This window comes from Acetobacter papayae JCM 25143, from assembly GCF_000613285.1.
Taxonomy (GTDB): Bacteria; Pseudomonadota; Alphaproteobacteria; order Acetobacterales; family Acetobacteraceae; genus Acetobacter; species Acetobacter papayae.
Genome location: NZ_BAIN01000030.1, coordinates 1 through 24,638, shown reverse-complemented (window position 1 = coordinate 24,638; position 24,638 = coordinate 1). Strand labels below are relative to the sequence as shown.

Sequence of the window (24,638 nt, the reverse complement as noted above, 5' to 3'; positions counted from 1 at the left end):
CCATTGGCTATGTCAATGCACACGCGAGACGGCGGAAACACCCGCCAGCGCCATGGCCACCATAGCACACAACGCAATCAGAATGATAACACCGCGTCGCGCTGCATCGGGGGTCGCACGGTTTTCAAAAGCAAGCAAAGGGCGTTCCACACCGGCATAGCTCAGCACCGACACAGCCGTTGCACCACCCAGCACCAGCGCCATGGTCAGGCTATCCGCCGGGAACGGCAGCAGATAAGCCGCGAGAACAATGGCAGGCCAGTGCCACAGATACAGCGAATAGGAAATAACCCCGACAGGTGAAAGAGGTTCGACAAGGCGGCGGCTCACGGCCTGCGGCTGCATGATAATGAGCATGGTGGCCACACACGGCACCAGCGCCATAAGTGAGGGGCAGGCATTGGCCAGATCATAAAAAACGGCGCAGAGCAGCAAAGCCAGAATGGAAACAGCGTAAGTCAGGGTCGAGAACAGACGCGACTGCGGCAACCCCGGCAGCACCCAGATAACCGTGCCGAGCGAGAACTCCCATAGCCGCGCAAGAATACTGTAATACGCAGCCTGATTGCCAATATGGAAAGCATAGGCACTGCACGCGAAAGAAGCCGCAAGCATGATATAAAGCAGAAAACGCCGGTCCCGCAGGCGCGGCAGCAGCAGCGCAATCAGAAAAATAACGCAGTAGAACTGCATTTCCAGAGACAGCGACCATGTGTGCAAAAAGGGATAGGCAATGCTCTGCCCCTCAAAATACCCCACATGATGGCTGGCCCAGATATTGGAAAGATAGACCAGCGCATAAGCCCCGTTCAGGCAATATCCGAGCGGTCGCTCTGGAGCACCCACCACAGCATACCGGCTGAAACCGCAGAGACCATGACCAGCAGCGCAGGCACAAGCCGGTAAAGGCGGCGCAGGACAAAACGCTCAGGCCTGAACGGATGCTGCATGAAAGCCGAACGGCCCATGAAATACCCGGAAATGACGATAAAGATATCGACCCCGATAAACCCACCGCTGATCCAGCCCGCATGAAAAAACATGACAAGCAGAACAGCCAGCCCACGCAGGCCGTCAATATCACGGCGCCTGCCTGCCGGGAAAAACACAGCGTTCAAGCTGTTCTTCCATGTCTGTGGCGCCGCCAGAGGCTGCATAACCTTGATCACCATATTTCACTGGCCATGCAGCCATGTTGAAGAAAAACAGTTTTACTGCTTACGAAGCTTTTCCAGAACCGGCATGGTCTGCTGCACAATGCCAGCACCCCAGACCTTGTAGCTTTCGCCCGTCAGGTGCACGCCATCAATAGTTTTGGGGCTACCCGGCTGCATAAGCTGCGTGCCATCTATATAGGTGCAGGGAGCAACTTCACTTTTAAGAAATGTTGCCATTTCCTGCGCGCGTTTGTCGGTCTTGCCGTAACGGGGGCTGTATTCGCCCCAGGTCGGGCCAATCCAGATACAGGCCGTGTTACCAAGGGTCATGGTCAGGGTCTTGACCTGCTCATCTGCCCAATTGGTGGAAATTGCCTTCTGCCCGTAAGCGGCCATGGTGTCACCCAGAACCACCAGCACCACATCCGGGTGCCACTGCGCAATCAGCGATGTAATGGGCGGGGGCGATGTAGGGGTCATGTTCGCAGCCCCTACCGGAGCCGTTCCCACCCGCTGATACGCACCACAGCCATTATTGCTGTTGGGCACAACCCAGTCCGCCGCCGTGGAAGAACACACGCCATAGGTTACAACCTTGGCACCCGCCTGCTCATAGGCCTCCGGCAGGATGGAAAGCAGAGAATCCTTAAAGGTAACGTGGCTGTCTCCAATAATCAGCAATGTCAGTCCAGCCAGTAGCGCGCTCATAATCCTGTCCTTGTAACCTGTCTTTTGACCAAATCAGTCGTTTTGAAAATTTCCTTTCCCACGCGCCCCCTGCTGGCGACAGCGTGGAAAATCACAGAGGATGGCCGCTCAGTTATCGAGTGGCTTATCCTCTTCCGGCAGGTTCCGCTGCAGCCGACGCCGTGCGCGGTTTCTCAGCCACCGGGCCGTGCCGATCACCAACAATGCCGTACCCAAAAGCCCGGCAACAACAAGGATCGGGATGTATTTTTCAATCGCCATTTCTATACGGATCCACTGCGGCAGCGTGCCGAGCGTATAGCGATGGGCATTCCGATAGTTGGTGATGCTGGTGCCATTTTTAATAACCAGATCACCCTGCACGGCGGGAATGGATTCACGGTCACGCAGGCTGGCCACCATCTGCTGCAACTGCACCGGATGATCACCCAGAATAGCCACCACAGACCGGTGCGCCGCATAGGGAGATTCCCCCCCGATCAGCAGAGAAGCATTGGCGATAGGCGCATTAAGCACCGGTTCGGCCTTGTTGTGCTGTCCGCCGTCATCCTTGTCTTGGAACAGATACCAAAAGCCATCGAGCAGGGTTTTCTGACCCAGACGGATCGTCTGCCCGTTGATGTCATACGCCGTGCGTGCCAGCAGCCCCTTGGCAGCGCCAAGCTGGTCAACCGTGGACAGAACCACGATATCCTTTGACTGCGACAGGCCCGCCAGATTGGCGGTGGAGGCAAGGTCGATCCCCACAACCGGATACTGCGTGGCGGAACCAAAGAAACCCATCAGATCAAGATACGCGCCGGTAACAGCCAGATCAGGCTGGGCGGGCAGCACGATGGCTGTCTGGGAGTAATCCGCCAGCCTAGAGAACGGAAACGCAGCCCCGGCAAAATACGCCAGATTGGGCAGGGTTGCGAAATGGTAGCTATTGCGGAAATCCAGCGTGGAGTTAGCATCCACCTCGGCAATGAACAGATCGTTCACACGCCGGCAGGCCCCGCGGTCGATCGGCAGCACATTGAAGTTGAAGGAGAGCTGATTACGCCCGCCAAACAACAACCAAGGCGGCAGCGAGCCATCAAACGCCAGCGCGCTGTTCTGCCCACCGGCCAGATAGGCTTCGGCCTTCTGCCACATCAGATTGTTGGCCAGCGAAAAGCTCTGCACATAATTGCTGTTCAGCAGCAGATCGAGCCGGGCTCCCTCGCGCTCAAACGCAACAGCCGCCGGGGTTCTGACCTGCAGCTTCATCGGAAAAGCGTGCTGCCGCCATGTAAACATATCGGGCGGCAGGCGGAACGGCAGGTCGATGCTCAGCGGCACGCCGCCCTGATGCTGCAATTCCGATGTGGAGAACAGATCGCCAAACCGCACAACACGATCCGTCGGCACAAAAGCTGGTGCATCGTAGGGCTTGCGCGGATCGAGCGCGATATCCCCCACCACACGAGCAGGCACATCGCCCAGCGTGTCAGACGAAAACGCCAGAACGCGCGCGGCAACTTCAACATCCTGCGGGGTGCGACCCGTCACCACCAGAATGGTGCCCCAACGGTCGTTGGGGTTGGGCATTTCAAACAGGGTCGGGCCAAACGGCGGACTGCCGTTGCTGTCGATGGGAATATTCTCGCCAATTTCCACCGCATTGCCCGTTGCCGGGAAAGCGATGGAGCAGGGAAAGACGTACCCCGGAAATCAGCCAGCTTACCCAGCCACGAGGCGACAATACCCGCGGCCTTCAGGCTATTCTGGCCGCTGTAATGCGGAAAAACAAACGGCACGCGCAGGACATCGCGCATGTTCGGGTCAAAAAACGGTGCAGGCAGGTGCGAAAGTTTACGAACCGGCGGCAGCTTGATGGTGGTAATAATGACCTTTGAAAGATCAGAAACACGCGCCCACAGCACACCGTTATGCAGGTCGTTACAGTCGCGCCGGTATTCCCCCGCGAACTGGAAGTTCAGGTGATTGAGCCGCGTGAAAAAGATCGGGTCGATATCGAATACCAGCGGACCGAAATGCGCGTTCTGCGGATCAACCTTGACCGTGCCGACATACTGCTCGTTGAGTGTCACCGTCAGGCTGCTGGCCTCAGGCAGCAGCGAGGGCGACATAGCTCCATCAAGCACGATCTGAGCACGGGTTACGACTTCATCGGCCGGAATGGGAATATCAAGCCCCTGCAACGGCGAGAAACCGCGCAGGGTCATGGGGGCTGTCAGCCCGAGTGAGCGCAGGGTGAAAGTGCGCGTAGTTTCAGGCTGGGTTACCCCCATCGGGGCGGCCATGGCAGGCTGAGGCGCTGCGGCATACCCCGCAGGCGGCGCATAGCCAGCGGGCGCGCCCGGCACCGCATAAGCTGGCGGCGGAGCCGCCTGTGCCGGAACACCCGGTGCCTGTGTATAAAAAGGCTGCCCACCCGGCACCGGCTGCTGCGGCATGGGAGGCGCAACAGGGGCCTGCATGGTTTCAGAAGCGGGAATACTGGGCGGCGGCAGATCAGAAGACGGCTGCCCGCCAGCCGGAGCCGCAGGATACGCACCAGCCACAGGGGCGGCGGCAGGCCCGGCTGGGTACACGGGTGTTACGGTAGGAGCTACCGGCGCAGCAGGAGGGGGCGCAAAAGTACCCTGAACAGACGTACCGGCTACAGGTGCGGCCACGGGCGCCTGACTGCGCGCATTGACAGACACATCGGACGGGGAAAGAGGGGCGCTCGCCCGCTCTGGCACTTCGTACGGCGCGGATTCCTGAGAGGAAACATTCTGGGCGAGAGCCGCACCAGACAAAGCCAGCGAACTTGCCGCGCCATAGACACCGGCAAGCCAGAACATGCGGGAACCTGCTTTAAGCACGAACGGTTTTTCCCTTAGAATTTGACACACAAACGCCCGACTGAAATCGGGCGGCGTTACTCAGAAAATCTTAGATTGGAAGTAGCGTGACGAGGCATGATGATCTCTCGATTTCGCCAAAACCAGCATTACAGCTCACGTCACAAAAAAATGGGGCAGAAATTCCACATTTATAACAATCCGAAATGATATTGCGGGCAGAGTATAGTGACATCAAATTAAAATGATTTAATAAACAAATCATTAACCTTTTAAGCCTTTCTAAAAACTTTTATGCGCCATTGCCACATTGGACGCAGAAAGAATTTTAAATTCAGCCCCAACCCCGCACTTCATAAGTAACCCCTTGCCAATATCGATCGGTCAATATTAATTGACCCATAGCAAGGCGAAGGATTTTAGTTATGGGAGCGGATAAACGTTATTTTTTACCATATGGAATCCTCAATTTTACACGCTTTTTATTGAAGCTCATTCCCCTGCAAAATGGGAAAGGCAAAATCATTGATAAAACTTTTCTCAGAAACGTAAAATTCCGAGAAAAAACGCTCCATGTCCCAACCTTTTATGGCGCGCGCATGGAGGTATTACCCAACGACCATGTGGGCCGTCATGTCTTTTTTTTGGGGACATTTGACCGACCCGTTTTTGAATGCCTGCGCCTTTTCGCGGGCAATAGCCCGGTTTTATGGGATATCGGCGCCAATATCGGCTATATGTCGATAGAGTTCCTGAACCTGCTGCCTAATGCGCATGTTCTGGCAATCGAACCCCTGCCCGACATCTTTGCAATTCTGGAACAGAATCTGCGCAGAATCAGCGCCAACCGGGCCCTCTGCCTCAACTGCGCCGTAAGCGACCGCTCTGGCATAGCCAGAATGCAGCGTGTTTCCGATAATTCCGGCGGTTCGTTCATCAGCATCGATGGTGATGAAATCACCACCGTTTCCGGCGACACCCTGCTGGATATGGCCCCGGCCCCGACTGTGATCAAAATCGATGTCGAAGGGCATGAGGCACAGGTTTTGCAGGGGCTGCAAAGCGTTCTGTCCAACCCGGCCCTGCGTGCGGTGGTGTTTGAACACCATACCCAAACCACCATGGCCGAAGACGTCAGAAAACCGCTGCACGATGCCGGATTTAAAATTTTCCGAATCTGGAAAAACGCGTTCACCTGGGCGCTGTGTGATGCAGAGCGCCAGAATGGCCGGGCGGGCTATTACCCCACCGCCGATTTTGCTGCCGTCCGCAACCCCGCAGTACCCGGCATTAAAGTCCTGCGTTAGACGTAACGCCGTAAACCCACCCCGAAATGGGAGGGAACACCGCTGCTGCTGTGCGCTCTCTAGTTCTGTAAGGAAAAATTGGTGAGCCGGGAGGGACTCGAACCCTCGACCATTCGATTACGTACCACTTCGGCTTTCGCCGCCCCGTAGGTTCGTGGTCTGGACTTTACCTTCACCATGGGCCGAAGCCTTTAGGTGGACCCTGTCAAGTCTCTACACGTTCCATCTTGCGATGGCTTCGCTCGGTATTGGCACGGCCAACCCAAGGGGTATGACCAGAGCGTTCACCGAATTTAAGGCCTGTTCCACAGCCGGTTTCCCGACTGGGCTCCCATTGAAAGTCGAATGCTCTACCGACTGAGCTACCGGCTCTCACCAATGCGGCCCCTCTTACAGCAAAGCCCCAGACAGGGCAAGCCCTCTAACCACAGCTTATTTTACGCATCTGATCAAAGCTGCCTCCCACCCTCATACCCGCACACGCAGACTTTATTTTATGCTATAACAAGCGACTGGCACCGCACCGGCCCGCTACGGCCTTTTTCCATCGGGCCTGCCTTATTTCATCACGACCACCAACACCTGCCGAGCCCATGAAAAGCCCCCCACGCTCCCTGCTCCGCCTGAGCCGACGGTTGCTGACGTTCCTGCCAGCCAATCTGCTGCCAACCGCCCTGCTACACTGGCTGGGCGCGCGGGCCATTGCGGTAGCCCCAGAGCAGATCGCCATCCGTGAAGGCATGCGCGCGGGGGTTGCGGTCGGGTCTGTCATGCTGCTGGCCTGGCGGCTTGAGGCCCCCATGATGGCATGGGCGGCGTTTGCCGCATTCTGGACCTGTCTGGTGGACCCCGGCGGGCCACTCCGCCAGCGCATACATGCTCTTTTACGCTTCAGCCTGTCCGGCATGCTCATAACAGGGCTTATTTCCGCAGCCGCAGGATGGGGGCTGGTGCCGGGTTTTGTAGCGCTGGGCCTGTGTATTGCCCTGTGCGGCCTTTCACGCATGGGTGGCGCCATTGCCACGCAAATCAGCGTTCTGGCGGCAATTGTTGCCGTTGTAGCGGTCTGTTATCCGCAATCGCCCATGGGGGCCATGCAACTTGCGGGCCTGTTTGCCGCCGGTGCAGCCTGGGCGATGCTGATCTGTATTCTGGCTTGGCCGGTTGATCCTTTCGCCCCTCAAAAACAGGCCTGTGCCGCTATTTTTCGCGAACTGGCCCATATGGCAGGCAGGCTGCCCCGCGCAGCCATGGTACAGGCCCGGCCCCCGGCTTCGGGCGCACACCATATTATCAGCGCATACCGGCGCGATATCCGCACCCGTATCGAACAGGCACGCGCGCTCTGGCCCTGCTCCCTGCCAATGCCCAGCCCCGCATTACCCTTTCCGCCGCCACCGAAACCGCCGACCGTCTTTTTGCCGCCGTCATGGCGCTGGAACATGCCGCCTTTTCACACGCGCCCACGCAAGCGGCCCGCCGCGTGATCCGCCTGCTCACCCTGACCCTCCAGCGCGTTGCACGCGAAATTCCCGCCAACCCGCCCCGGGCAGACAGGCTGGCGCGCGACATTGCCCTGCTCCGCCGCGCCAGTATGGGTGAGGATGACATCCACATCCGTGCCGCCATATTCTGTGCTGATGCCTTGCAGGCACTTCAGGCCGCATGGAACACGGTAGACACTCCCCAATCAGACGAAACCGAATCCCTCACGTCACAACCCGCCTCGGCCCCCGGACACGTTGCGGCGGAGAGAGGCCAGCACACCACCACGCAACACGCGGCGGCCCCGCCTGCCCGCCCCCAAACAGACACTAGGCGTGAAGCAGCCCCTCCCACACGCCCCGCGTCACGCTGGCCGGACATGCTGTTCATCCGCCATGCCGCACGGCTGGCCGTAGCCGTGCTGGCGGCCTACGCCATTTCTCTGACGCTGAACCTGCCTTATGCCTACTGGGCCATGATGGCTGTTGTGGTGGTAACCCAGCCGAGTGTTACCTCCACCCTGCCCCGCGCCATCGAGCGCGTAGCGGGCAGCATGGCGGGCGGGTTTGTTGCCGCACTTATGGGGGTTTTTCTGCCTCAATACGCTATTCTGCTGCTGATTTTCCCGCTAGCGGCCGCAACCATTGCTCTGCGCAGCGTCAATTATGCGCTGTGCGTGATGTTCATGTCCCAGCTTTTCGTGCTGGTAACGGACCTTGTCAGCACCACGCATGGATGGGATGTCGCGCTGTCGCGCGCGGCCAATAATACTATTGGCAGCCTTGTCGGGCTGGTGGCCTGTGTATTCCTGTGGCCGGGCAAACGCCCTGCACCACTGGCCGAACTGGTTTGCAGCGCATTTACGGCCAATCTGCATTACGCGGCACTCGCTGCCTGCCCGCCCCGTGCGACATGGCATACACTCGAGCCCGCCCGCCGTACGGCAGGCACCGCATCCAGCCGGGCTGAAATTCTCTACCAGCAAAAGCGGCTGGAAGGCCTGCATGAATCAGAAAACGTGAAAGCCTGCGGCGAAATCCTGTTTCTTTTACGCCAGCTTGCCGGTGCCGCCAGCATCTGGTGGCTAGAACAGCCCGGAGCCGACAGCCCGGACACGGCCCCACAGCCTCGTGCTGCCATTCTAGCTGATCTGGCCGGGCATTATGCGCAGCAGCAAAGCCTGTTGCCACAGGACATGCTCACGGCACTTCGCCAACCCGCATTGATGGAAATACAGGACAATACCTGAAAACAGGGCGTTATTCCGCGCAGGCAGTACGCTCAGCCTCACCTTGCGGCTCCACCCGGAAAAGACGCCAGCCCTCGCGCTCATGCCGTAACCTGACACAGAGCAGGGCTTCACCGAGCCTCACCCGCACCAGCGCCCGGCTGGCTGTCTGCACCACAGTTGCGACCTCGGACGGCATCTGCCGCACGGCACCCGCACTGTCAGCATGCAGGAAATAGGCTGAACTCTCATCGAGTTTTTGCACGCAGTTACCACGCCCGGCCTCATGCAGAGCGGCCACCAGTTCCGCACTGACAAAGCGCTTCAGTGCTGGATCATCCACCACGGAGCTACCAGCACCCCCTGCGCAAAGCCGGGTGGCGTGCAAAGCTGTTGGAATATACCACTGGTAAAAAAGCGCTGTCTGCTGGGCCGGATTCCCTCGCCCCTGCAAGACAGGCTGCGCCAGCGCAGGCTGAACGGCTAGTGACGCAAACCCCACGCCCAGCGCAAAGACAATGACCAGCCATGAACACAGCCAGCGGGTCATTGCCTGCACTCCCGCTTAGCGGCCGGTAAGAATCCGCTCGACCAGTTGGCCCACAGTCGGCACAAAACCGTTTGAATAGAACGGGTCAGCCGCAAAGCGCCATGCGTTGGTGCCACCAAACATCAGCGTGTTATCCAGCACCTTGTCCTGATCCGGCCCGCTGGCATGCGCTGCCGCCTGCAGGGTTTTCTGGATACAGAAGGAACGTGGGTCTGCCTTGTGCCCGTTGCTGTAATCCGGTGCGCGCTGGCTCCAGTTAGAGAAACGGCATTCGGACAGGCAGCCCATGCAGTCAGCCTGATCGGCCAGAATTTCACGCGCACTGTCAGGTGTAACGAAAATCAGCGTTGAATCGGGCGTACGCATCGCCTCGACAAAACCCTGACTTTCCCATTCCTGCACATGGGCCAGATCTTCCGCCGCCAGAAAGACCTGCCGTTTACGCGCACCAACACCATACGGCACCGTAAGGACACCCAGAGGTTCGGTTGAAAACGCCACCTGCCGCTCGGAACGGGCCTGAAGGTCACGCAAAAAGCTGTTATTGACAGCCGAAGAATAAAAACCCGTAGGCGAGAAGCGGTTCAGATGCACATCGCCTTTTTTCAATGTCATCAGCCGCTCTTTCCACGCCTGCGGAATAGGGCTCTCACGCGTCAGCAGCGGACGGGTGCCGAACTGGAAAACAATCGGCCCCAGCTCAGGATTGTCGATCCAGTCTTGCCATTCCTCAAGCCACCACACGCCACCAGCCATGATAATGGGTGTTTCATGCAGGCCAAAACCGCGCATGGTCTGGCGCAGGGCCAGCACACGGGGGTAGGGATCTTCAGGATTCAGCGGGTCTTCCGTATTGGACAGACCGTTATGGCCGCCAGCGCGCCACGGGTCTTCATACACCACGCCGCCCAGAAGATCCGCCGCCTTGTTATAGGAGCGCTTCCACAGCGCGTTGAACGCACGGGCGGAACTGACGATGGGGTAATAATGCACGCCAAAACGCATGGCGATATCGGCCAGCTTATAGGCATACCCGCGCCACAGGTCAGGCCGTGAATCAGGCCCTGTGTGCCTTCCAGCACGCCGGTAATCACCCGTTCAGCCGAGCCCATTTCCCACAGGATATTGGCATGGATACGCCCGCGACCGCCTGAAACCTCATGCGCGATACGGGTCTGGGCAATACCACCGGCAATGGCGTACTGCACCAGTTCTTCATGCCGTTCGCGACGGGTGCGACCTTTATAGATCTGCGGCACGGGCTGGCCGTTTTCGTCATAACTATCTGCATTAACGATGGACACGGTCCCTGCACCGCCCGCCGCTGCCCACGCGCCAGCCGAGGCCCCGTTGGAAACGGAAATCCCCTTGCCGCCCTCGACCAGAGGCAGGACATCCACCCCTCCCATGCGCAGCGTGTTGATCGCCTTCATGATCGTCCTATCGTTCCTGCAACTGCTCACAAACAGTACGGGCGAGCCTGCCCGCCCGAAAAGGGTGGGCCATTACGGCCCGGCTTTATTGATACCGAAAAAACATCCTGAACCGGAACGGGCCTTAAAGCCCGCTCCGGCCCGGCCGGATGTTACTCCGCGTCCCGACGGGGAGCGCGAGCGGGCTTTTCGCCCACGGTTTCGGTAATATCGGCACCGGTCGCCTGATCCACAACGCGCATGGACAGCTTGACCTTGCCACGATCATCGAAGCCGATGACCTTAACCTTAACCGCATCGCCGTCCTTCACCACATCGGTGGTGCGGCCAACGCGACCCTGAGCCAGCTCGGAGATGTGCACCAGACCGTCACGCGCACCAAGGAAGTTCACGAACGCACCGAAATCGGCCGTCTTGACAACCTTACCGTCGTAAATGCGGCCCAGTTCCGGCTCGGCCACAATGCCGTTGATCCGGTCCATGGCTTTCTTGGTCTGCTCTTCCGCAGTGGATGCGATGGTGATCGTACCGTCATCACCGATATCCACCTTGGCGCCGGAATATTCGACGATTTCGCGAATGACCTTGCCGCCAGAACCAATGACGTCACGGATTTTTTCGCGCGGCACTTTCATGGTGGTGATACGCGGCGCGGTGGAGGAAACATCCGTACGGGTTTCCGTCAGCGCGCGGGACATTTCACCCAGAATGTGCATCCGGCCTTCACGGGCCTGCCCCAGAGCGATCTTCATGATCTCGGGGGTGATCGAAGTGATCTTGATGTCCATCTGCAGGGCGGTCACACCGGATTCCGTGCCAGCCACCTTGAAGTCCATATCGCCCAGATGATCTTCATCACCAAGGATATCGGACAGAACGGCGAACTTCTCGCCTTCCTTGATCAGGCCCATGGCAATACCAGCCACGGGGCGCTTGAGCGGAACACCCGCATCCATCAGCGCCAGCGAACCACCGCACACGCTCGCCATGGAGGAGGAGCCGTTGCTTTCGGTAATTTCGGACACCACGCGCACGGTGTAGGGGAAATCCTTACGCGAGGGCATCAGCGGGTGAATGGCGCGCCATGCCAGCTTGCCATGCCCGATTTCACGACGACCGGGAGAACCGATACGCCCGCACTCACCAACCGAGTAGGGAGGGAAGTTGTAGTGCAGCATGAAGTTGGTGCGGTATTCGCCTTCAAGCGCGTCAATCACCTGCTCGTCCTGACCGGTGCCGAGGGTGGTGACAACCAGCGCCTGCGTTTCGCCACGGGTAAACAGAGCGGAACCATGCACGCGGGGCAGCACGCCCACTTCCGGCACGATGGGGCGCACCGTTACCAGATCACGCCCGTCGATACGCTTGCCGGTCTTGAGCACGGAGTTGCGCACCACGTCGGCTTCCAGGTCCTTGATGAAGGGCTTGGCGGCTGCGGCATCGGCTTCCGCCGCGACCAGCTTTTCGACAATGGCGGCACGAGCGGCTGCGAGCTTTTCGTAGCGGACCTGCTTCTGCTTTTCTTTGTAAGCATCGGCAATGAGCTTGCGGCCCAGCTTGTCCACCTGCTTGCGCAGGGCGGCTTCTTCCTTGCTTTCTTCCGGCAGAGCCCACGGCTCTTTAGCTGCGTGTTCAGCCAGAGAGATAATGGCGTCCAGAACGGGCTGGAAGGCATTGTGGCCAAAGGTCACAGCGTCGAGCATCACGTCTTCAGACAGTTCGGATGCTTCGGACTCAACCATCAGCACGCCTTCGGCGGTGCCAGCCACAACCAGATCCAGCTCGGCGTCCTTCATCTGCTCGCGCGTGGGGTTGAGGATGAACGCGCCATCCTTGAAGCCAACGCGTGCAGCGCCCACCGGGCCAAAGAACGGAATACCCGAAAGCGTCAGCGCTGCGGAGCAACCGATCAGGGCGGCGATATCGGGGCTGTTTTCCATATCGTGGGTCAGCACCGTGGCGATAACCTGCACTTCGTTACGGAAGCCTTCGGGGAAGAGCGGGCGGATGGGCCGGTCGATCAGGCGCGAAACCAGCGTTTCGTTCTCGGAAGGACGGCCTTCACGCTTGAAAAAGCCACCGGGGATCTTGCCCGCAGCGTAGGCTTTTTCTTGATAGTTGACGGTCAGGGGAAAGAAATCCTGCCCGGGCTTGACGGTACGCGCGCCCACGGCGGTACACAGCACCACGGTTTCGCCATAGGTAACCAGCACCGCGCCATCGGCCTGACGGGCGATCTTGCCGGTTTCGAGAACCAGCGGGCGACCGCCCCATTCGATTTCTTTACGGTAATAATTAAACATTCTGTTACTGCCTCAATAAAAAACAAAAAACGCCAAGGCAGACAGAACGGAACCGGCGGGCGGACAGCGCCTCGGACGGCATGGAGACTGACGGCAACACCGCCCAGACGCCATGTGGTCGGAAACGCCGTGGCCGAACCGGCGCGCGTGGCATCCGCGCCTGACCTGTGGCTGGCCCAACATAAGGGGTTGTCGCACGCTTGACCAGTCCATCCGCTCGGAGCGGGGGCCTATGGCCGGTCATCCCGGCGTGCTCCCGGGTCATATACGCCATAGCGGGGCTGCTCCCGCACCGTGCCTACCCATAAAAACAGGCAGAATAGTGCGGGAACAGCCCCAGAGCCCAAAGGCTCAGCGGCGCATATTAAAGATTAGCGACGCAGACCCAGACGGGCGATCAGCGCTTCGTAACGAGCCTGGCTCTTGCCACGCAGGTAGTCCAGCAGGCTGCGGCGACGGCCAACCAGAATGAGCAGGCCACGACGGGAATGGAAGTCCTTCGCGTGGGTCTTGAGATGCTCGGTCAGGTTGTTGATGCGCTCGGTCAGGATCGCGACCTGCACTTCCGGCGAACCGGTGTCGGTCGGGGTGGTCTGGTATTCAGCAATAAGCGCCGTACGGCGTTCAGCGGTAATCGACATCACATGTCTCCATAAACAGATAGGATCTAGAGAATCCGCACCGGTTTCAGCCATCCGTCTTCCAGACGGCCTATGCCCAGCACGTGCTCCCCTTCCATGACACGTAAAGTCCCCTGCTCATCGGTGGGGGGTATGCGCCCCTCAAGCCCGAAAAGCCCCAGTTTCTGCCCGTGCCGCAGAAGAACCGCCTCATCCGTAGTCAGGGCCAGCGCCGGGATGTCGGCCAGCGCGGTCTCAACCGGACAGAGAAGGTCTGCGGAAGCAGGGGCGTTTTCGTCGTTTGGCGCCAGTTTGTCCAGCATAATCGCATCGGCCTCGACAAAAGGCCCCACGCGCAGCCGCCGCAGCACGGTAATGTGCCCGACCGTGCCCGCCGCCAGCGCCACATCACGTGCGAGGGAGCGCATATACACCCCCTTGCCGGATTCCACCTCGAACACCGCCGTATCGGCATCCGGGCGGTCAATCAGTTCGAAACGGTCCACTCTGGCCGGGCGGGGCGGCAGTTCAGGCGGCCGACCGGCACGCGCCATGTCATAGGCCCGCTCGCCACCAACCTTGAGCGCGGAAAATACGGGGGGCACCTGCATGATATTGCCTGTAAGGGCAGGCAGAACCGCACGAAGCTGCTCATCTGTCGGGCGCACGTCGGATGTGCCAATCGGCGTGCCATCAGCATCGTCACTGTCACGCGCCTCGCCCAGACGCAGGGTAAAGCGATAGACCTTGGTGCCGTCCATAACATAAGGCACGGTTTTGGTGGCCGTGCCGAAAGCCAGCGGCAAAAGCCCTGTCGCCAGCGGGTCGAGCGTGCCGCCATGGCCCACTTTCTGGGCATCGAACACCCGGCGCGCATACCCCACCACCTGTGTGGAGGTCATGCCTGAGGGTTTGTCCACAATAAGCCAGCCATTCAGCGGCCGACCGCGTCTGCGTCGCATAGGAACTTCCTTTTTATCAGGCTGTGCGTCTACCCTTTCACACGCGCGGGGGCAATGCTCGCACGCATTCACCCACCCCGCGAACCGGAAAACCGCGCGCCCGCACAGGCAACTCCGCCCCACCCCCGCAAGGCTGGGCTGCCCAAACGGTCTGCCTCACCCACGCATGCACCCCGGATGCCGGTTTTCCGCCGTAACCACCCGCGCGTTCCATCACGCATGAGCGTGGCGTACGGGTCTAGCCAGCCCGGTCCGCTTGCCTTAGTGTTGCCATCACGCATGACAGAAGCCCTTTCCCCTTCCGCCGCGCCATCGGACGCGGACACCCCGGCCCCGGCCTGGTCCATTGTTCCCACCGAACAGGGCGGCCGCCTTGTGCTGGAAGGAACGTGGACCGTACCCAAAGGCGGCGTGCCCACCTTTGATGCCGATACGCTGAAAGACCTGAAAGACGGGCAGAGCCTGCAGGTAGACGCCAAGGGGGTAGGGGCGTGGGATTCGGCGCTTATTTCCTTTCTGTGGGGAGTGGAGCAGGCTGCAACGGCCGCCGGGCTGACATTCGATGTCTCCATCCTGCCCGATGCCACCCAGCGCCTGCTGGCCCTGCTCCCGCCCACACCCCCGCCGGCCACTCCCTCGCAGTTTGTCAGGAAGAACCTGTTTACCCGCACCGGGCAGACCACGCTCGACGTGCTGGAAGAAACCGGCGTTCTGACCGACATGATGGCGCAGAGCACCGTAGGAGCTGTGCGTGCCATCACCACCAAAAGCTTCATGCGCGGCAAGGACCTGCTGAGCGATATCTGGCGTGCAGGCCCCAATGCGCTGCTGATCGTGGGGGTGGTCAATTTTCTGCTTGGCGCCATTCTGGCCTTTGTGGGCTTGGTGGAACTGCGCCGCTTCGCGGCTGAAATCTATGTAACCGACCTTGTGGGCATTGCCTGCGCGCGTGAAATTTCCGCCATCATGACGGCCATCATCATGGCCGGGCGCACCGGCGGTGCTTATGCCGCGCGTATTTCCACCATGCTGGGCAATGAGGAAATAGACGCGCTTCAGGTCTTTGGCATTCCCATTTCGGCTATATCCTGCTGCCTTCCATCATCTCGCTCTCGATCATGATGCCGCTGCTCTATCTCTACGGCACGCTGATTGGCATTTTCGGCGGGTTTGTGGTGGCCATGAGCATGATGGACGTATCCGCCACAGGCTACTGGATTGCGACATTCGACGGGGTGCAGCTCAAGGAATTCATTTTCGGCTTCATCAAGTCCTATTTTTTCGCCAGCTTCATTGCTCTGGCCGCCTGCCGGGTGGGCCTCAAAGCCGGGCGCAGTGCGGCCGATGTAGGCGTGGCCGCCACCCGTGCGGTGGTGATCGGCATTGTGGGCATTATCGCCATGGATGCGGTGTTTGCCGTGCTGGCCAATGCGCTGGGAATCTGAAGCATGACCGAACCCACAGCCCAGCCCACGGACGATACGCTGATTGCCGTGCGCGATCTTACCCTGTCCTTCGGGCCCAAGATCATCCAGCAGAACGTGTCATTCGACGTTAAACGCGGCTCCGTGTTTGCCGTCATGGGTGGTTCGGGCTGCGGCAAAAGCACCATGCTCAAGAGCATGATCGGGCTTTTGCGCCCCACTACCGGGCAGATTCTGGTGGGGGGAGAAGACTACTGGGCGCAGGATGAGCGCCGCCGCACCGATATCAACCACCGCTTTGGTGTGCTGTTCCAGAGCGGTGCACTGTGGTCTTCCATGACAGTGGGCGAAAACGTGGCCCTGCCCATGGAAATGTTCACTGACCTCAAGCCCCCTGTTATCCGCCGTCTGGTGGAACTCAAGCTCGGGCTTGTGGGCATGGAACACGCCATAGACCTGTATCCGTCAGAAATTTCGGGCGGCATGCGCAAGCGTGCGGGCCTTGCCCGCGCCATGGCGCTGGACCCGGATATCCTGTTTTTTGACGAGCCCTCCGCCGGTCTAGACCCCATTACCTCCGCCCGGCTGGATGACCTGATCCTGACCCTGCGCGATGGGCTGGGGGCAACGGTGATTATCGTCAGCCATGAACTGCCGAGCCTGTTCGCCATTGCGGATGACGGCATTTTCCTTGACGCCACAACCCATACCGCCATTGCACATGGCGCGCCGCGCACCCTGCGCGACAGTAGCGATATTCCAGAGGTGCGGGCCTTCATGAACCGTGTCTCCTCTCTTTCATCCCCCACCACGACGGAAGGCTGAACGGCAATGTCTGAAAGCACAAACCGCAAGACAGTGCTGGGTGCCTTCGTCATTTTTGGCGGGGTGCTGGCACTGTGCATTGTCATGGCCTTCGGCACATGCGGCTCTTCTCGCCCTCGCGCGAGGCAGCCGTTGTGTTCCAGAACTCCATTACCGGACTGGCGGTGGGGGCTCCGGTGAATTTCCGTGGCGTAAAGGTCGGGACGGTCAAAAGCATTTCCCTGCGTTTCGACCCGATGGACCACAAGGCCTATATTCCGGTGGTGCTGACACTCGAGCCCGACCAGATTCACGTCGTGCGTGATGGGCCGGGCGGCACCAGCATCAGCATCCAGCAGTTGATTTCCAGCGGGCTGCGGGCTGAGCTGAACCTGCAGAGCTTCGTGACCGGACAGTCCAATATCGAACTGGATTTCGACAAGGCCGTGCCGCCCGAGTTACACCCGCGCATTACCGACCTGCCCGAAATTCCGGTGCGGCTCTCCGCCATGGAAAAGCTGAAGGATTCGCTGGGCCAGATCCCGGTCAAGGATATCAGCCGCCATGTGGATACGGCCCTGCTGTCCATCACCGATCTGAGCAACAACCTCCAGCATGACCTTCCGCCGCTGGTGGCCAGCATGAAGGCGACCTCCGACCAGTCGCGCGAGGCTGTGGATGCTGCCGCACAGGCCATTCGCACCCTGCAGGACAAGCTGGTAGTCACGCTTAACAAGATGGACACCATGCTGGATTCGGGCACCGCACAGCTCGACGCCCGTGGGGCGGACCTGCACGCCACGCTGGCCTCTGCCACCAAAACGCTGGATTCGCTTCAGGGAGTGCTGTCTCCGCGCTCCACCGACCGCGCCAATCTGGACGCCGCCCTGCGCGACATAGCGGCCACGGCCGCAGCCCTGCGCGGCTTTGCCAGCGATGTCGAACGCAACCCGCAACTGCTGCTGATGGGACGCCGCCCATGATCCGCCTGCCGCTCTTCCGCTCTTCCGCCCTTTCGCAGCGCACCCGCAACCCGGTGCTGCGCGCCATGCTGCTCACGGGCCTGACGGTCGGCACGGCTTTTGGTCTTGCCGGGTGTGCCGCCCCACCGCTGCGCCTGTACACGCTGGGCATGCCTTCGGATGAAAACAGCAGCCAGCCCAACCGGCCTAGCCTGTCCAGCAGGGCGGAGACTGTTGCTGTCAGCAACGTGGTTATTCCCGACTATCTGGACTCGCAGGATATGGTGGTGCGCCGGGGCGAGGAAATCGTCCGTAGCCCGCGCTCACGCTGGGCCACGCGCCTGTCTATTGGCATTACGGACCTGATCGCCAATGAAATGGCGGGCTTTCATCCGTCCATGCTGATTACCGACCAGCCTCTAGCCGATGCCGCCACAATGCGCGTGCAGGTGGATATCTCGCGCTTTGACGTAGACATGAACGGTCAGGCAACGCTCGATGCCCATTGGGCCATTCTGCCAGCCGACCCGCGCAAGCCCCTGATCCGCGATCGTGCGCACCTGACCATGACCGGCCCTGTTACGACCGATGCCGATGTCGCGGCCCTTATGCGTAAAATGGTTATCCTTCTGGCAGACAAGGTTAATGCCGACCTGCCGGTTTCAAGCACGGCCCAGCACTAAGCCAACCGGCGGCGGCGCATGCGCCGCCGTTTTTTTATTGCCCGTATCAATCACCCCTGCCACATCGGCAACACGCGGCCTTTCACCAGTTCAAGGGCCACACCGGGCCTATGCCCTGCGCAAAAGTTGCGACTGATTTGCAACAGCAAGAAGCAATCCTCCCGCTGTTGTTGCAGACCCTGATCGGAAAAAAGCGCAAAAAACCGCGATTGGGCCTTCTGTCAGGCACTTCTAAAAAAATTTACTAATTCTTATTCGCATTGACGCACCCTTAATGCGCTCGGTAGTTGCGATTTATTCTCACTACTAACGCATCCAGAGGTTTCATGTCTTCCCGCTCCCCACGCCGCAGGGCCTGCCCTGCGCTTCTCATGCGTCCGCCGTTTCCTTTGTGGGGTCTTCCACCGCGATAGCCGCAACAGCCAGCACTACCACCACGCCCAAGCAAGGCGTGGCCACCAGCCCGACCAAAGCCGCCACACCCAGCGGCGCAGCCCCCGCAAAGGCTGCACAGCCGCCCGTGGCCAATGGTGCCACCACCCATGCCGCGCCCCTGAACAGCGCCACAACCTCCACCCCGGACAACGTGGAAAAGCTGACCGTGGTGGGCGAACGCTCCGCCATTGTTACCAAATCGCTCAACCCGAAAATGACAGCCTCGCTGCTCAATACGCCGCGTTCCATCACGGTGGTCACGCAGGAGCAAATGAAGCTGGTCAACGCGACCTCGTTCGAGGAAGCCATCCGCACCGTGCCGGGCATCAGCTTTCGCGGGGGTGATGCCTATGCCGTGCCGGGGGGCAATTACCCGGTCATTCGCGGTTTTGGCTCCTACAGCAACATGTATATCGACGGCATGCGCGACAGTGGTGTGTCCTCGCGCGAAGTGTTTGATGTGGAAGATATTGAAATTCTCAAAGGCCCCGGCTCGGTCTATGGCGGGCGCGGCGGCCTTGGCGGGCAGATCAACATCACCACCAAAAAAGCGAAGCTCGGTAATTTCCTGACCACGCAGCTTGGTTTCGGCACGGCTGACTACAAGCGCGGCACGCTGGATATCAACCGCCAGATTGGCAGCCACACGGCCTTTCGTATGAACGCCATGGGGGATGACGCCAACGTGGCCGGGCGCGGCCCGATTGGGGGGTACAAATGGGGTGTGGCCCCTTCGCTCTCGTTCGGGCTGGGCACCCCCACACGCCTGACGCTGGGCTATTACCATATGTATTCGTCCGACCTGCCGGACTATTCAGCCCCCTATAGCTCAACTACGCATGAGCCGCTGGCTATCCCGCGCAGCACGGTTTTTGCCTTGCAAAACCGTGATTTCGAGCACAGCACCACGGATATGGGGCAGGTCATTCTGGAGCGCGACCTGTGGAAGAGCTTTGTGTTCCGCAACACGCTGCAATGGACATCCACCCAGTACAACTTCATCGCCACCAACCCGCAATGGAAGAGCGGCAGCACCGACACCATTCTGATGGAGGCCAAATCCGGCCTGTTCCACACGGATAATTTTCAGGAACAGGCCATGGTGTCAGGCAAGTTCAAAACCAGCTTCATCCACCACAGCGTCAATTTCGGCATCGAGCTTTCGCGCGAGCGCTCAACCCGCAGCGAGTATTACGTGCGTGACGCGCAGGGCAACAACCTGCGCAACGGCGGCCCCTGCTCGGTGGCCTATAACTGTGTTTCCACCGGCAGTCTGGGCGCATGGTCACCTTACGCGCCGTGGAATGGCTCCATTACCATTGGCGAGCCGGGCATCCCCAACCTCAACACCAACCTGACCACGGGTTCGGCCTATATATTCGATACCATGAGCATGCTGGACGACCGCGTATTCATCAATGGCGGCGTGCGCTTTGACCGATTCATGAACTCCACCGTGCAGGGTGATTACGGCATCGCCAACAACCAGAGCTTCATCAACTATCAGGCGGGTATTGTGTACAAGCCCATCCGCCCGGTCAGCCTGTATTTTTCCTACGCCACCGCGTCCAACCCGGTGGGGGTGAACGGTGTTGCCAACGGTCTGGGCACGGTTTCGAGCAAGAACTACAACACCGCCCCCGAAAACGGACAGAATGTCGAAGTCGGGGCCAAGGCCGACCTGCTGCATGAGCATCTTTCCGTTACCGGCGCGCTGTTCATGGGCCGCCTGACCAACGCACAGGTTTCAGACGGGTTTGGCAATACCATCAACGCTGGCACGCAGCGCGTGCGCGGGGCGGAAATCAACATTGCCGGATCACTGACCAAGAAATGGGATGTATTCGGCGGCTGGACCTATCTGGACAGCACCATTACCAACGGTGGCCCCACGGGTGCCAATGTGGGCAAGCGCTTTCCCTATACGCCAGCCAATTCCGTTACATTGTGGACAACCTACCGCATTCTGCCGCAGTTCCGCGTGGGTGGTGGGCTGACCTTCATGAGCAGGCGCTATGTCAACGCAGCCAACACCGCATGGGTGCCGAGCTATACCCGCTTCGATCTGGTGGCCAATTACCAGATTACCCCCTCGCTCGACCTGCAGGCCAACCTGCAGAACCTGACCAACAAGCTCTATTACGACCGCATCTACACCAACTACTCGCGCATTGCGGCGGGCCGCACGCTTACCTTCCAGCTCACGCTGCATATGTAAGTGTAAGAGCGTAACGCCATATCAGACAGGGGCGGGTTCCAGCGCATAAAAGGCCGCCAGCAGGCCGGAACCCTTCACCATGGCCCGAACCTGCTCCGCCGTGCCTGCCGGGCACAGCACCACAAGGCCATGAAAGGCCGGGCCTGCGCCGCGCACATGCTCCTGTGCACGGGCCAGCAGAAAACGGTCCAGCCCTCCCACACCCACACAGCATACACACCCACCACCGGGGGGCTGATTGCCTCCGGCCCCCGGTGGCAGGCTTTCCGCCACAAATGGGCGAAACATCGCCCCGCCAACAGGCGGCCTGCGCCCAGCCGAGCCCGCTCCCGCAGCACCAGCCGGGCTGGATGACACGGGGCCGGGCGTAGGCAGCGCAGTGGACGTATCCGCAACCACATGTGGCGGGGCATGCCATGTCCACACACCCGCCCAACCGGGTGGCGTTTCCTCCGCCGATGCCTCGCCCTGAACACCCACACGCACCAGCGCCACCCCACCCACCGGGCGTAATGCAAGCAGGGGCTGATCCGTCACGCACAGGGACAGGCGGCCATCGCGCCGGGGTGCAGAAGGGAGGCAAACGGGTTGGGTCATGGCCGAATGCTGGCCTTGCGGGCACGTACTGTCCAGCCCCGGCATGAGGGTACGCCGCATGCACGCTCCCCAGCGTTTGTGCCGCGCGAATGCTGGACAGCCCTGCGTCTCTCTGAAATAAGAAGCGGGCGTGACCCGGCAGACCCCAAGGCCCGCCCGGCGTCCGGCCCCCTCAACACCCTTTTTCTCAGGGTGTGTTTTCCTTTCCTGTCTGGCTGCATGGTGCCCATGTCCTCTCGTCCGCCCCTTCTCGACGCCCTGCGTGAACACGTTCTGCTCTGTGACGGGGGCATGGGCTCACGTATCCAGATGCTCGATCTGGACGTGCAGCGTGATTACTGGGGACAGGAAAACTGCACAGAAGTGCTGACCCTCTCCCGCCCCGAGCTGATCCGCGAGATCCATCGCGGCTATTACGAGGCCGGGGCCGATATGGTGGAAACCAACACCTTCGGGGCGTCCCCCATAACGCTGGGCGAGTTCGGGCTGACCGAGCGCGCGCGCGAAATCAACCGTGCCTCCGCCCTTCTGGCGCGTGAGGCGGCGGACAGCTTTGCCGATGGCCGCCACCGCTATGTGGTGGGCTCCATGGGGCCGGGCACCAAGCTGCCCTCGCTGGGCAATATCGATTACGACACGCTGGAAGAGGCCCTGACCGAGCAGACCCGCGGCTGATCGAAGGCGGGGTGGATGCGGTCCTGATCGAAACCTGTCAGGACACGCTGCAGATCAAGGCCGCTGTCAACGGCGTCAAGCGCGCCCGCGCCGAAGCCGGAACAGCACTGCCCATTTTTGTGCAGGTTACGGTGGAAACCACCGGCACGCTGCTGGTCGGGCCTGACATTGCGGCGGCAGCCACGGTCATTCACGCGCTGGAAGCCGACCTGATCGGCCTGAACTGCGCCACCGGCCCGCAGGAAATGGCCGAGCATGTCAAATGGCTGGCCGAAAACTGGCCGCGCCTGATTTCCGCCCAGCCCAATGCGGGCCTGCCCGAACTGGTGGATGGCCAGACCCATTACCCCCTGTCCCCGCAGGAAATGGCCACATGGTTGAGCGCTTCATTACCGAGGACGGGCTTAACCTCATCGGCGGGTGCTGCGGTACCTCCACCCCCCATATTCAGGCGCTGGACGCCATGCTGCGCCGCCGTGCCGAGGGCACCGGCTACCACCGCCCTGCCCCTGTGCGCCGCATTTCGCACTGGGTGCCGTCGGTCGCCAGCCTGTACGGTCAGGTGCCGTTGCGGCAGGAAAATGCCTATTTCTCCATTGGTGAGCGCTGCAACGCCAACGGCTCCAAGAAATGGCGCGAACTGCAGGAAAGCCACGACTGGGATGGCTGCGTGGCCCTTGGCCGCGACCAGCTGCGCGAAGGCTCGAACGCGCTGGATATCTGCACCGCTTTCGTAGGCCGCAACGAACGCGCGGAAATGGATGAGGTGATCACGCGCTTCACTTCCTCCGTCAACGCACCGCTGGTGATCGATTCGACCGAAACCCCCGTGATCGAGGCGGCCCTCAAGCTGCATGGCGGCAAGCCGATCATCAACTCCATCAACTTCGAAGATGGTGAAGGCCCCGCCGATGACCGCCTGACCCTTGCGCGGCGTTTCGGCGCGGCGGTGGTGGCCCTCACCATTGATGAAGTGGGCATGGCCCGCAAACCCGAGGACAAGCTGCGCATTGCCGCCCGGCTGGTGGATTTTGCGTGCAATACGCACGGCCTGCCCCAGTCGGACCTGATGATCGATCCGCTGACCTTCACCATCGCCACCGGCGCGGAAGATGACCGTAAGCTGGGGCAGTGGACGCTGGAAGGCATTCGCATGATCCGCGAGGCTTTCCCCGATATCCAGATCGTGCTGGGGCTGTCGAACATCTCCTTCGGGCTCAACCCGGCAGCACGCGCGGTGCTCAACTCGGTGTATCTGGACCATGCGGTGCGCGCGGGCATGACGGCGGCCATTGTGCATGTCTCGAAAATCCGCCCGCTGCACCTGATCGCCCCTGAGGAAGTCAAGGTAGCGGAAGACCTGATTTTCGACCGCCGTAGCGAAGGGTATGACCCGCTGGCCACCATGCTGGCCATGTTCGCGGACCGCAAAGCCTCCGAGGCTGTCACGCGCCAGCGGGCCGAAACCGCCACCGGCCGCCTGAAAGACCGCATTGTGGATGGCGACCGCAAGGGACTGGAAGCCGACCTGGAAGAAGCCATGCAGACCATGGCACCGCTGGACATCATCAACACCGTGCTGCTGGACGGCATGAAGGTGGTGGGCGAACTGTTCGGCTCGGGCAAGATGCAGCTTCCCTTCGTGCTGCAATCGGCCGAAACCATGAAAGCCGCCGTGGCCTGGCTGGAACCGCATATGGAGCGCACCGAGGGCCAGAGCCGTGGCACAATCGTGCTGGCGACGGTCAAGGGCGATGTCCATGATATCGGCAAGAACCTTGTGGACATCATCCTGACCAATAACGGTTACCGGGTGGTCAATCTGGGGATCAAGGTGCCGGTGGCCGACATGATCGAGGCGGCGCGTGAGCAGAAGGCCGATGCAATCGGCATGTCTGGCCTGCTGGTGAAATCCACCGTGATCATGCGCGAAAACCTTGAGGAAATCGCCCGCGCCGGGCTGGAAACGCCCGTGCTACTGGGCGGTGCGGCCCTGACACGCAACTATGTCGAGGAAGACTGCGTGGCAGCCTACTCGCCTATCGGGCGCGTGGCCTATGCGCGTGATGCCTTTGACGGGCTGACCCTCATGGACCAGATCGCAGGTGGCGGGTTTGATGGCTATCTGGCCGCCGTGCAGACACGCCGCGCTGGCAAGACAACCCGCACCCGCACGCCTGAAACCGCTGAAACACGCGGCTACGGCCCGGTAGATGCCGAGGCCGCCCGCGCCCGCCGTGCGCGCTGTGCGCG

Annotated in this window: 15 protein-coding genes and 5 pseudogenes; 9 read left to right on the top strand and 11 right to left on the bottom strand. The window is 60.4% G+C overall.

Features of this window, described 5'->3' with window-relative positions:
- Positions 1-12 precede the first annotated feature (12 nt).
- The 4 genes and pseudogenes from JCM25143_RS18170 to JCM25143_RS20845 all read right to left on the bottom strand — a co-directional run bounded on the left by JCM25143_RS18170 (position 13) and on the right by JCM25143_RS20845 (position 4,075).
- Positions 13-849: an acyltransferase family protein gene (locus JCM25143_RS18170; protein WP_267879934.1), complete on the bottom strand. Its 837-nt coding sequence runs from the start codon at positions 847-849 to the stop codon at positions 13-15.
- The gene (locus tag JCM25143_RS24740; RefSeq protein WP_267879933.1) at positions 810-1,172 is read right to left on the bottom strand and encodes an acyltransferase family protein; all 363 of its coding nucleotides are present in this window, start codon (positions 1,170-1,172) and stop codon (positions 810-812) included. Before JCM25143_RS24740 ends, JCM25143_RS18170 begins: the two co-directional genes overlap by 40 nt.
- 39 nt (positions 1,173-1,211) lie before the next feature.
- Complete coding sequence (locus tag JCM25143_RS08745; RefSeq protein ID WP_025860829.1) at positions 1,212-1,865, bottom strand: SGNH/GDSL hydrolase family protein; 654 nt, start codon at positions 1,863-1,865, stop codon at positions 1,212-1,214.
- Between the two features lie 108 nt (positions 1,866-1,973).
- Positions 1,974-4,075: pseudogene (locus tag JCM25143_RS20845) on the bottom strand (cellulose biosynthesis cyclic di-GMP-binding regulatory protein BcsB).
- A 1,223-nt stretch (positions 4,076-5,298) separates the two neighbouring features.
- On the opposite strand from JCM25143_RS20845, the gene JCM25143_RS20835 reads away from it, so the two are divergent.
- The 3 genes from JCM25143_RS20835 (at position 5,299) to JCM25143_RS20825 (ending at position 8,740) form a co-directional block, all read left to right on the top strand.
- A complete protein-coding gene (locus JCM25143_RS20835) occupies positions 5,299-6,006 on the top strand; it encodes an FkbM family methyltransferase (RefSeq protein ID WP_159101621.1) in 708 nt (235 codons plus the stop codon).
- A 593-nt stretch (positions 6,007-6,599) separates the two neighbouring features.
- Positions 6,600-7,493 (top strand): hypothetical protein, encoded by an 894-nt coding sequence (locus JCM25143_RS20830; protein WP_051543118.1) that lies wholly within the window; start codon positions 6,600-6,602, stop codon positions 7,491-7,493.
- Positions 7,490-8,740, top strand: coding sequence for an FUSC family protein (locus JCM25143_RS20825; RefSeq protein ID WP_234395138.1), 1,251 nt, complete (start codon positions 7,490-7,492; stop codon positions 8,738-8,740). The genes JCM25143_RS20830 and JCM25143_RS20825 overlap by 4 nt, the downstream gene beginning before the upstream one ends.
- A gap of 10 nt (positions 8,741-8,750) precedes the next feature.
- On the opposite strand, the gene JCM25143_RS08720 is transcribed toward JCM25143_RS20825, so the two are convergent.
- The 5 genes and pseudogenes from JCM25143_RS08720 to truB form a co-directional block, all read right to left on the bottom strand.
- Entirely contained in the window at positions 8,751-9,269 is a 519-nt protein-coding gene (locus JCM25143_RS08720) for a hypothetical protein (RefSeq protein WP_025860823.1), read from the bottom strand.
- A 15-nt stretch (positions 9,270-9,284) separates the two neighbouring features.
- Positions 9,285-10,702: pseudogene (locus tag JCM25143_RS18150) on the bottom strand (NAD(P)H-dependent flavin oxidoreductase).
- 152 nt (positions 10,703-10,854) lie between these two features.
- On the bottom strand, positions 10,855-13,005 hold the full coding sequence (gene pnp / locus JCM25143_RS08710; RefSeq protein WP_025860822.1) for a polyribonucleotide nucleotidyltransferase: 2,151 nt from the start codon (positions 13,003-13,005) through the stop codon (positions 10,855-10,857).
- A gap of 371 nt (positions 13,006-13,376) precedes the next feature.
- Complete coding sequence (gene rpsO, locus JCM25143_RS08705; protein WP_025860821.1) at positions 13,377-13,646, bottom strand: 30S ribosomal protein S15; 270 nt, start codon at positions 13,644-13,646, stop codon at positions 13,377-13,379.
- 26 nt (positions 13,647-13,672) lie between these two features.
- Positions 13,673-14,587: a tRNA pseudouridine(55) synthase TruB gene (gene truB, locus JCM25143_RS08700; protein ID WP_025860820.1), complete on the bottom strand. Its 915-nt coding sequence runs from the start codon at positions 14,585-14,587 to the stop codon at positions 13,673-13,675.
- 279 nt (positions 14,588-14,866) lie between these two features.
- Here truB and JCM25143_RS18145 point away from each other — a divergent pair.
- The 4 genes and pseudogenes from JCM25143_RS18145 (at position 14,867) to JCM25143_RS08680 (ending at position 18,460) form a co-directional block, all read left to right on the top strand.
- Positions 14,867-16,032, top strand: a pseudogene (locus JCM25143_RS18145) (ABC transporter permease).
- A gap of 3 nt (positions 16,033-16,035) precedes the next feature.
- A complete protein-coding gene (locus tag JCM25143_RS08690; protein ID WP_025860819.1) occupies positions 16,036-16,836 on the top strand; it encodes an ABC transporter ATP-binding protein in 801 nt (266 codons plus the stop codon).
- Between the two features lie 6 nt (positions 16,837-16,842).
- A pseudogene (locus tag JCM25143_RS18140) lies at positions 16,843-17,798 on the top strand (MlaD family protein).
- A complete protein-coding gene (locus JCM25143_RS08680; RefSeq protein ID WP_025860818.1) occupies positions 17,795-18,460 on the top strand; it encodes a PqiC family protein in 666 nt (221 codons plus the stop codon). The pseudogene JCM25143_RS18140 and the gene JCM25143_RS08680 overlap by 4 nt, the downstream one beginning before the upstream one ends.
- A gap of 369 nt (positions 18,461-18,829) precedes the next feature.
- Here the strand turns inward: JCM25143_RS08680 and JCM25143_RS21985 are convergent, their stop codons facing one another.
- A complete protein-coding gene (locus tag JCM25143_RS21985; RefSeq protein WP_159101620.1) occupies positions 18,830-19,000 on the bottom strand; it encodes a hypothetical protein in 171 nt (56 codons plus the stop codon).
- Here JCM25143_RS21985 and JCM25143_RS08670 point away from each other — a divergent pair.
- Entirely contained in the window at positions 18,981-21,113 is a 2,133-nt protein-coding gene (locus tag JCM25143_RS08670; RefSeq protein ID WP_025860817.1) for a TonB-dependent receptor, read from the top strand. The two genes, JCM25143_RS21985 and JCM25143_RS08670, sit on opposite strands and share 20 nt — an antisense overlap.
- Before the next feature lie 21 nt (positions 21,114-21,134).
- Here the strand turns inward: JCM25143_RS08670 and JCM25143_RS20820 are convergent, their stop codons facing one another.
- Positions 21,135-21,710: a hypothetical protein gene (locus tag JCM25143_RS20820; protein ID WP_025860816.1), complete on the bottom strand. Its 576-nt coding sequence runs from the start codon at positions 21,708-21,710 to the stop codon at positions 21,135-21,137.
- 228 nt (positions 21,711-21,938) lie between these two features.
- Between JCM25143_RS20820 and JCM25143_RS18130 the strand changes: the two are divergent.
- Positions 21,939-24,638 (top strand): annotated as a pseudogene (locus JCM25143_RS18130) (homocysteine S-methyltransferase family protein); the annotation flags it as partial.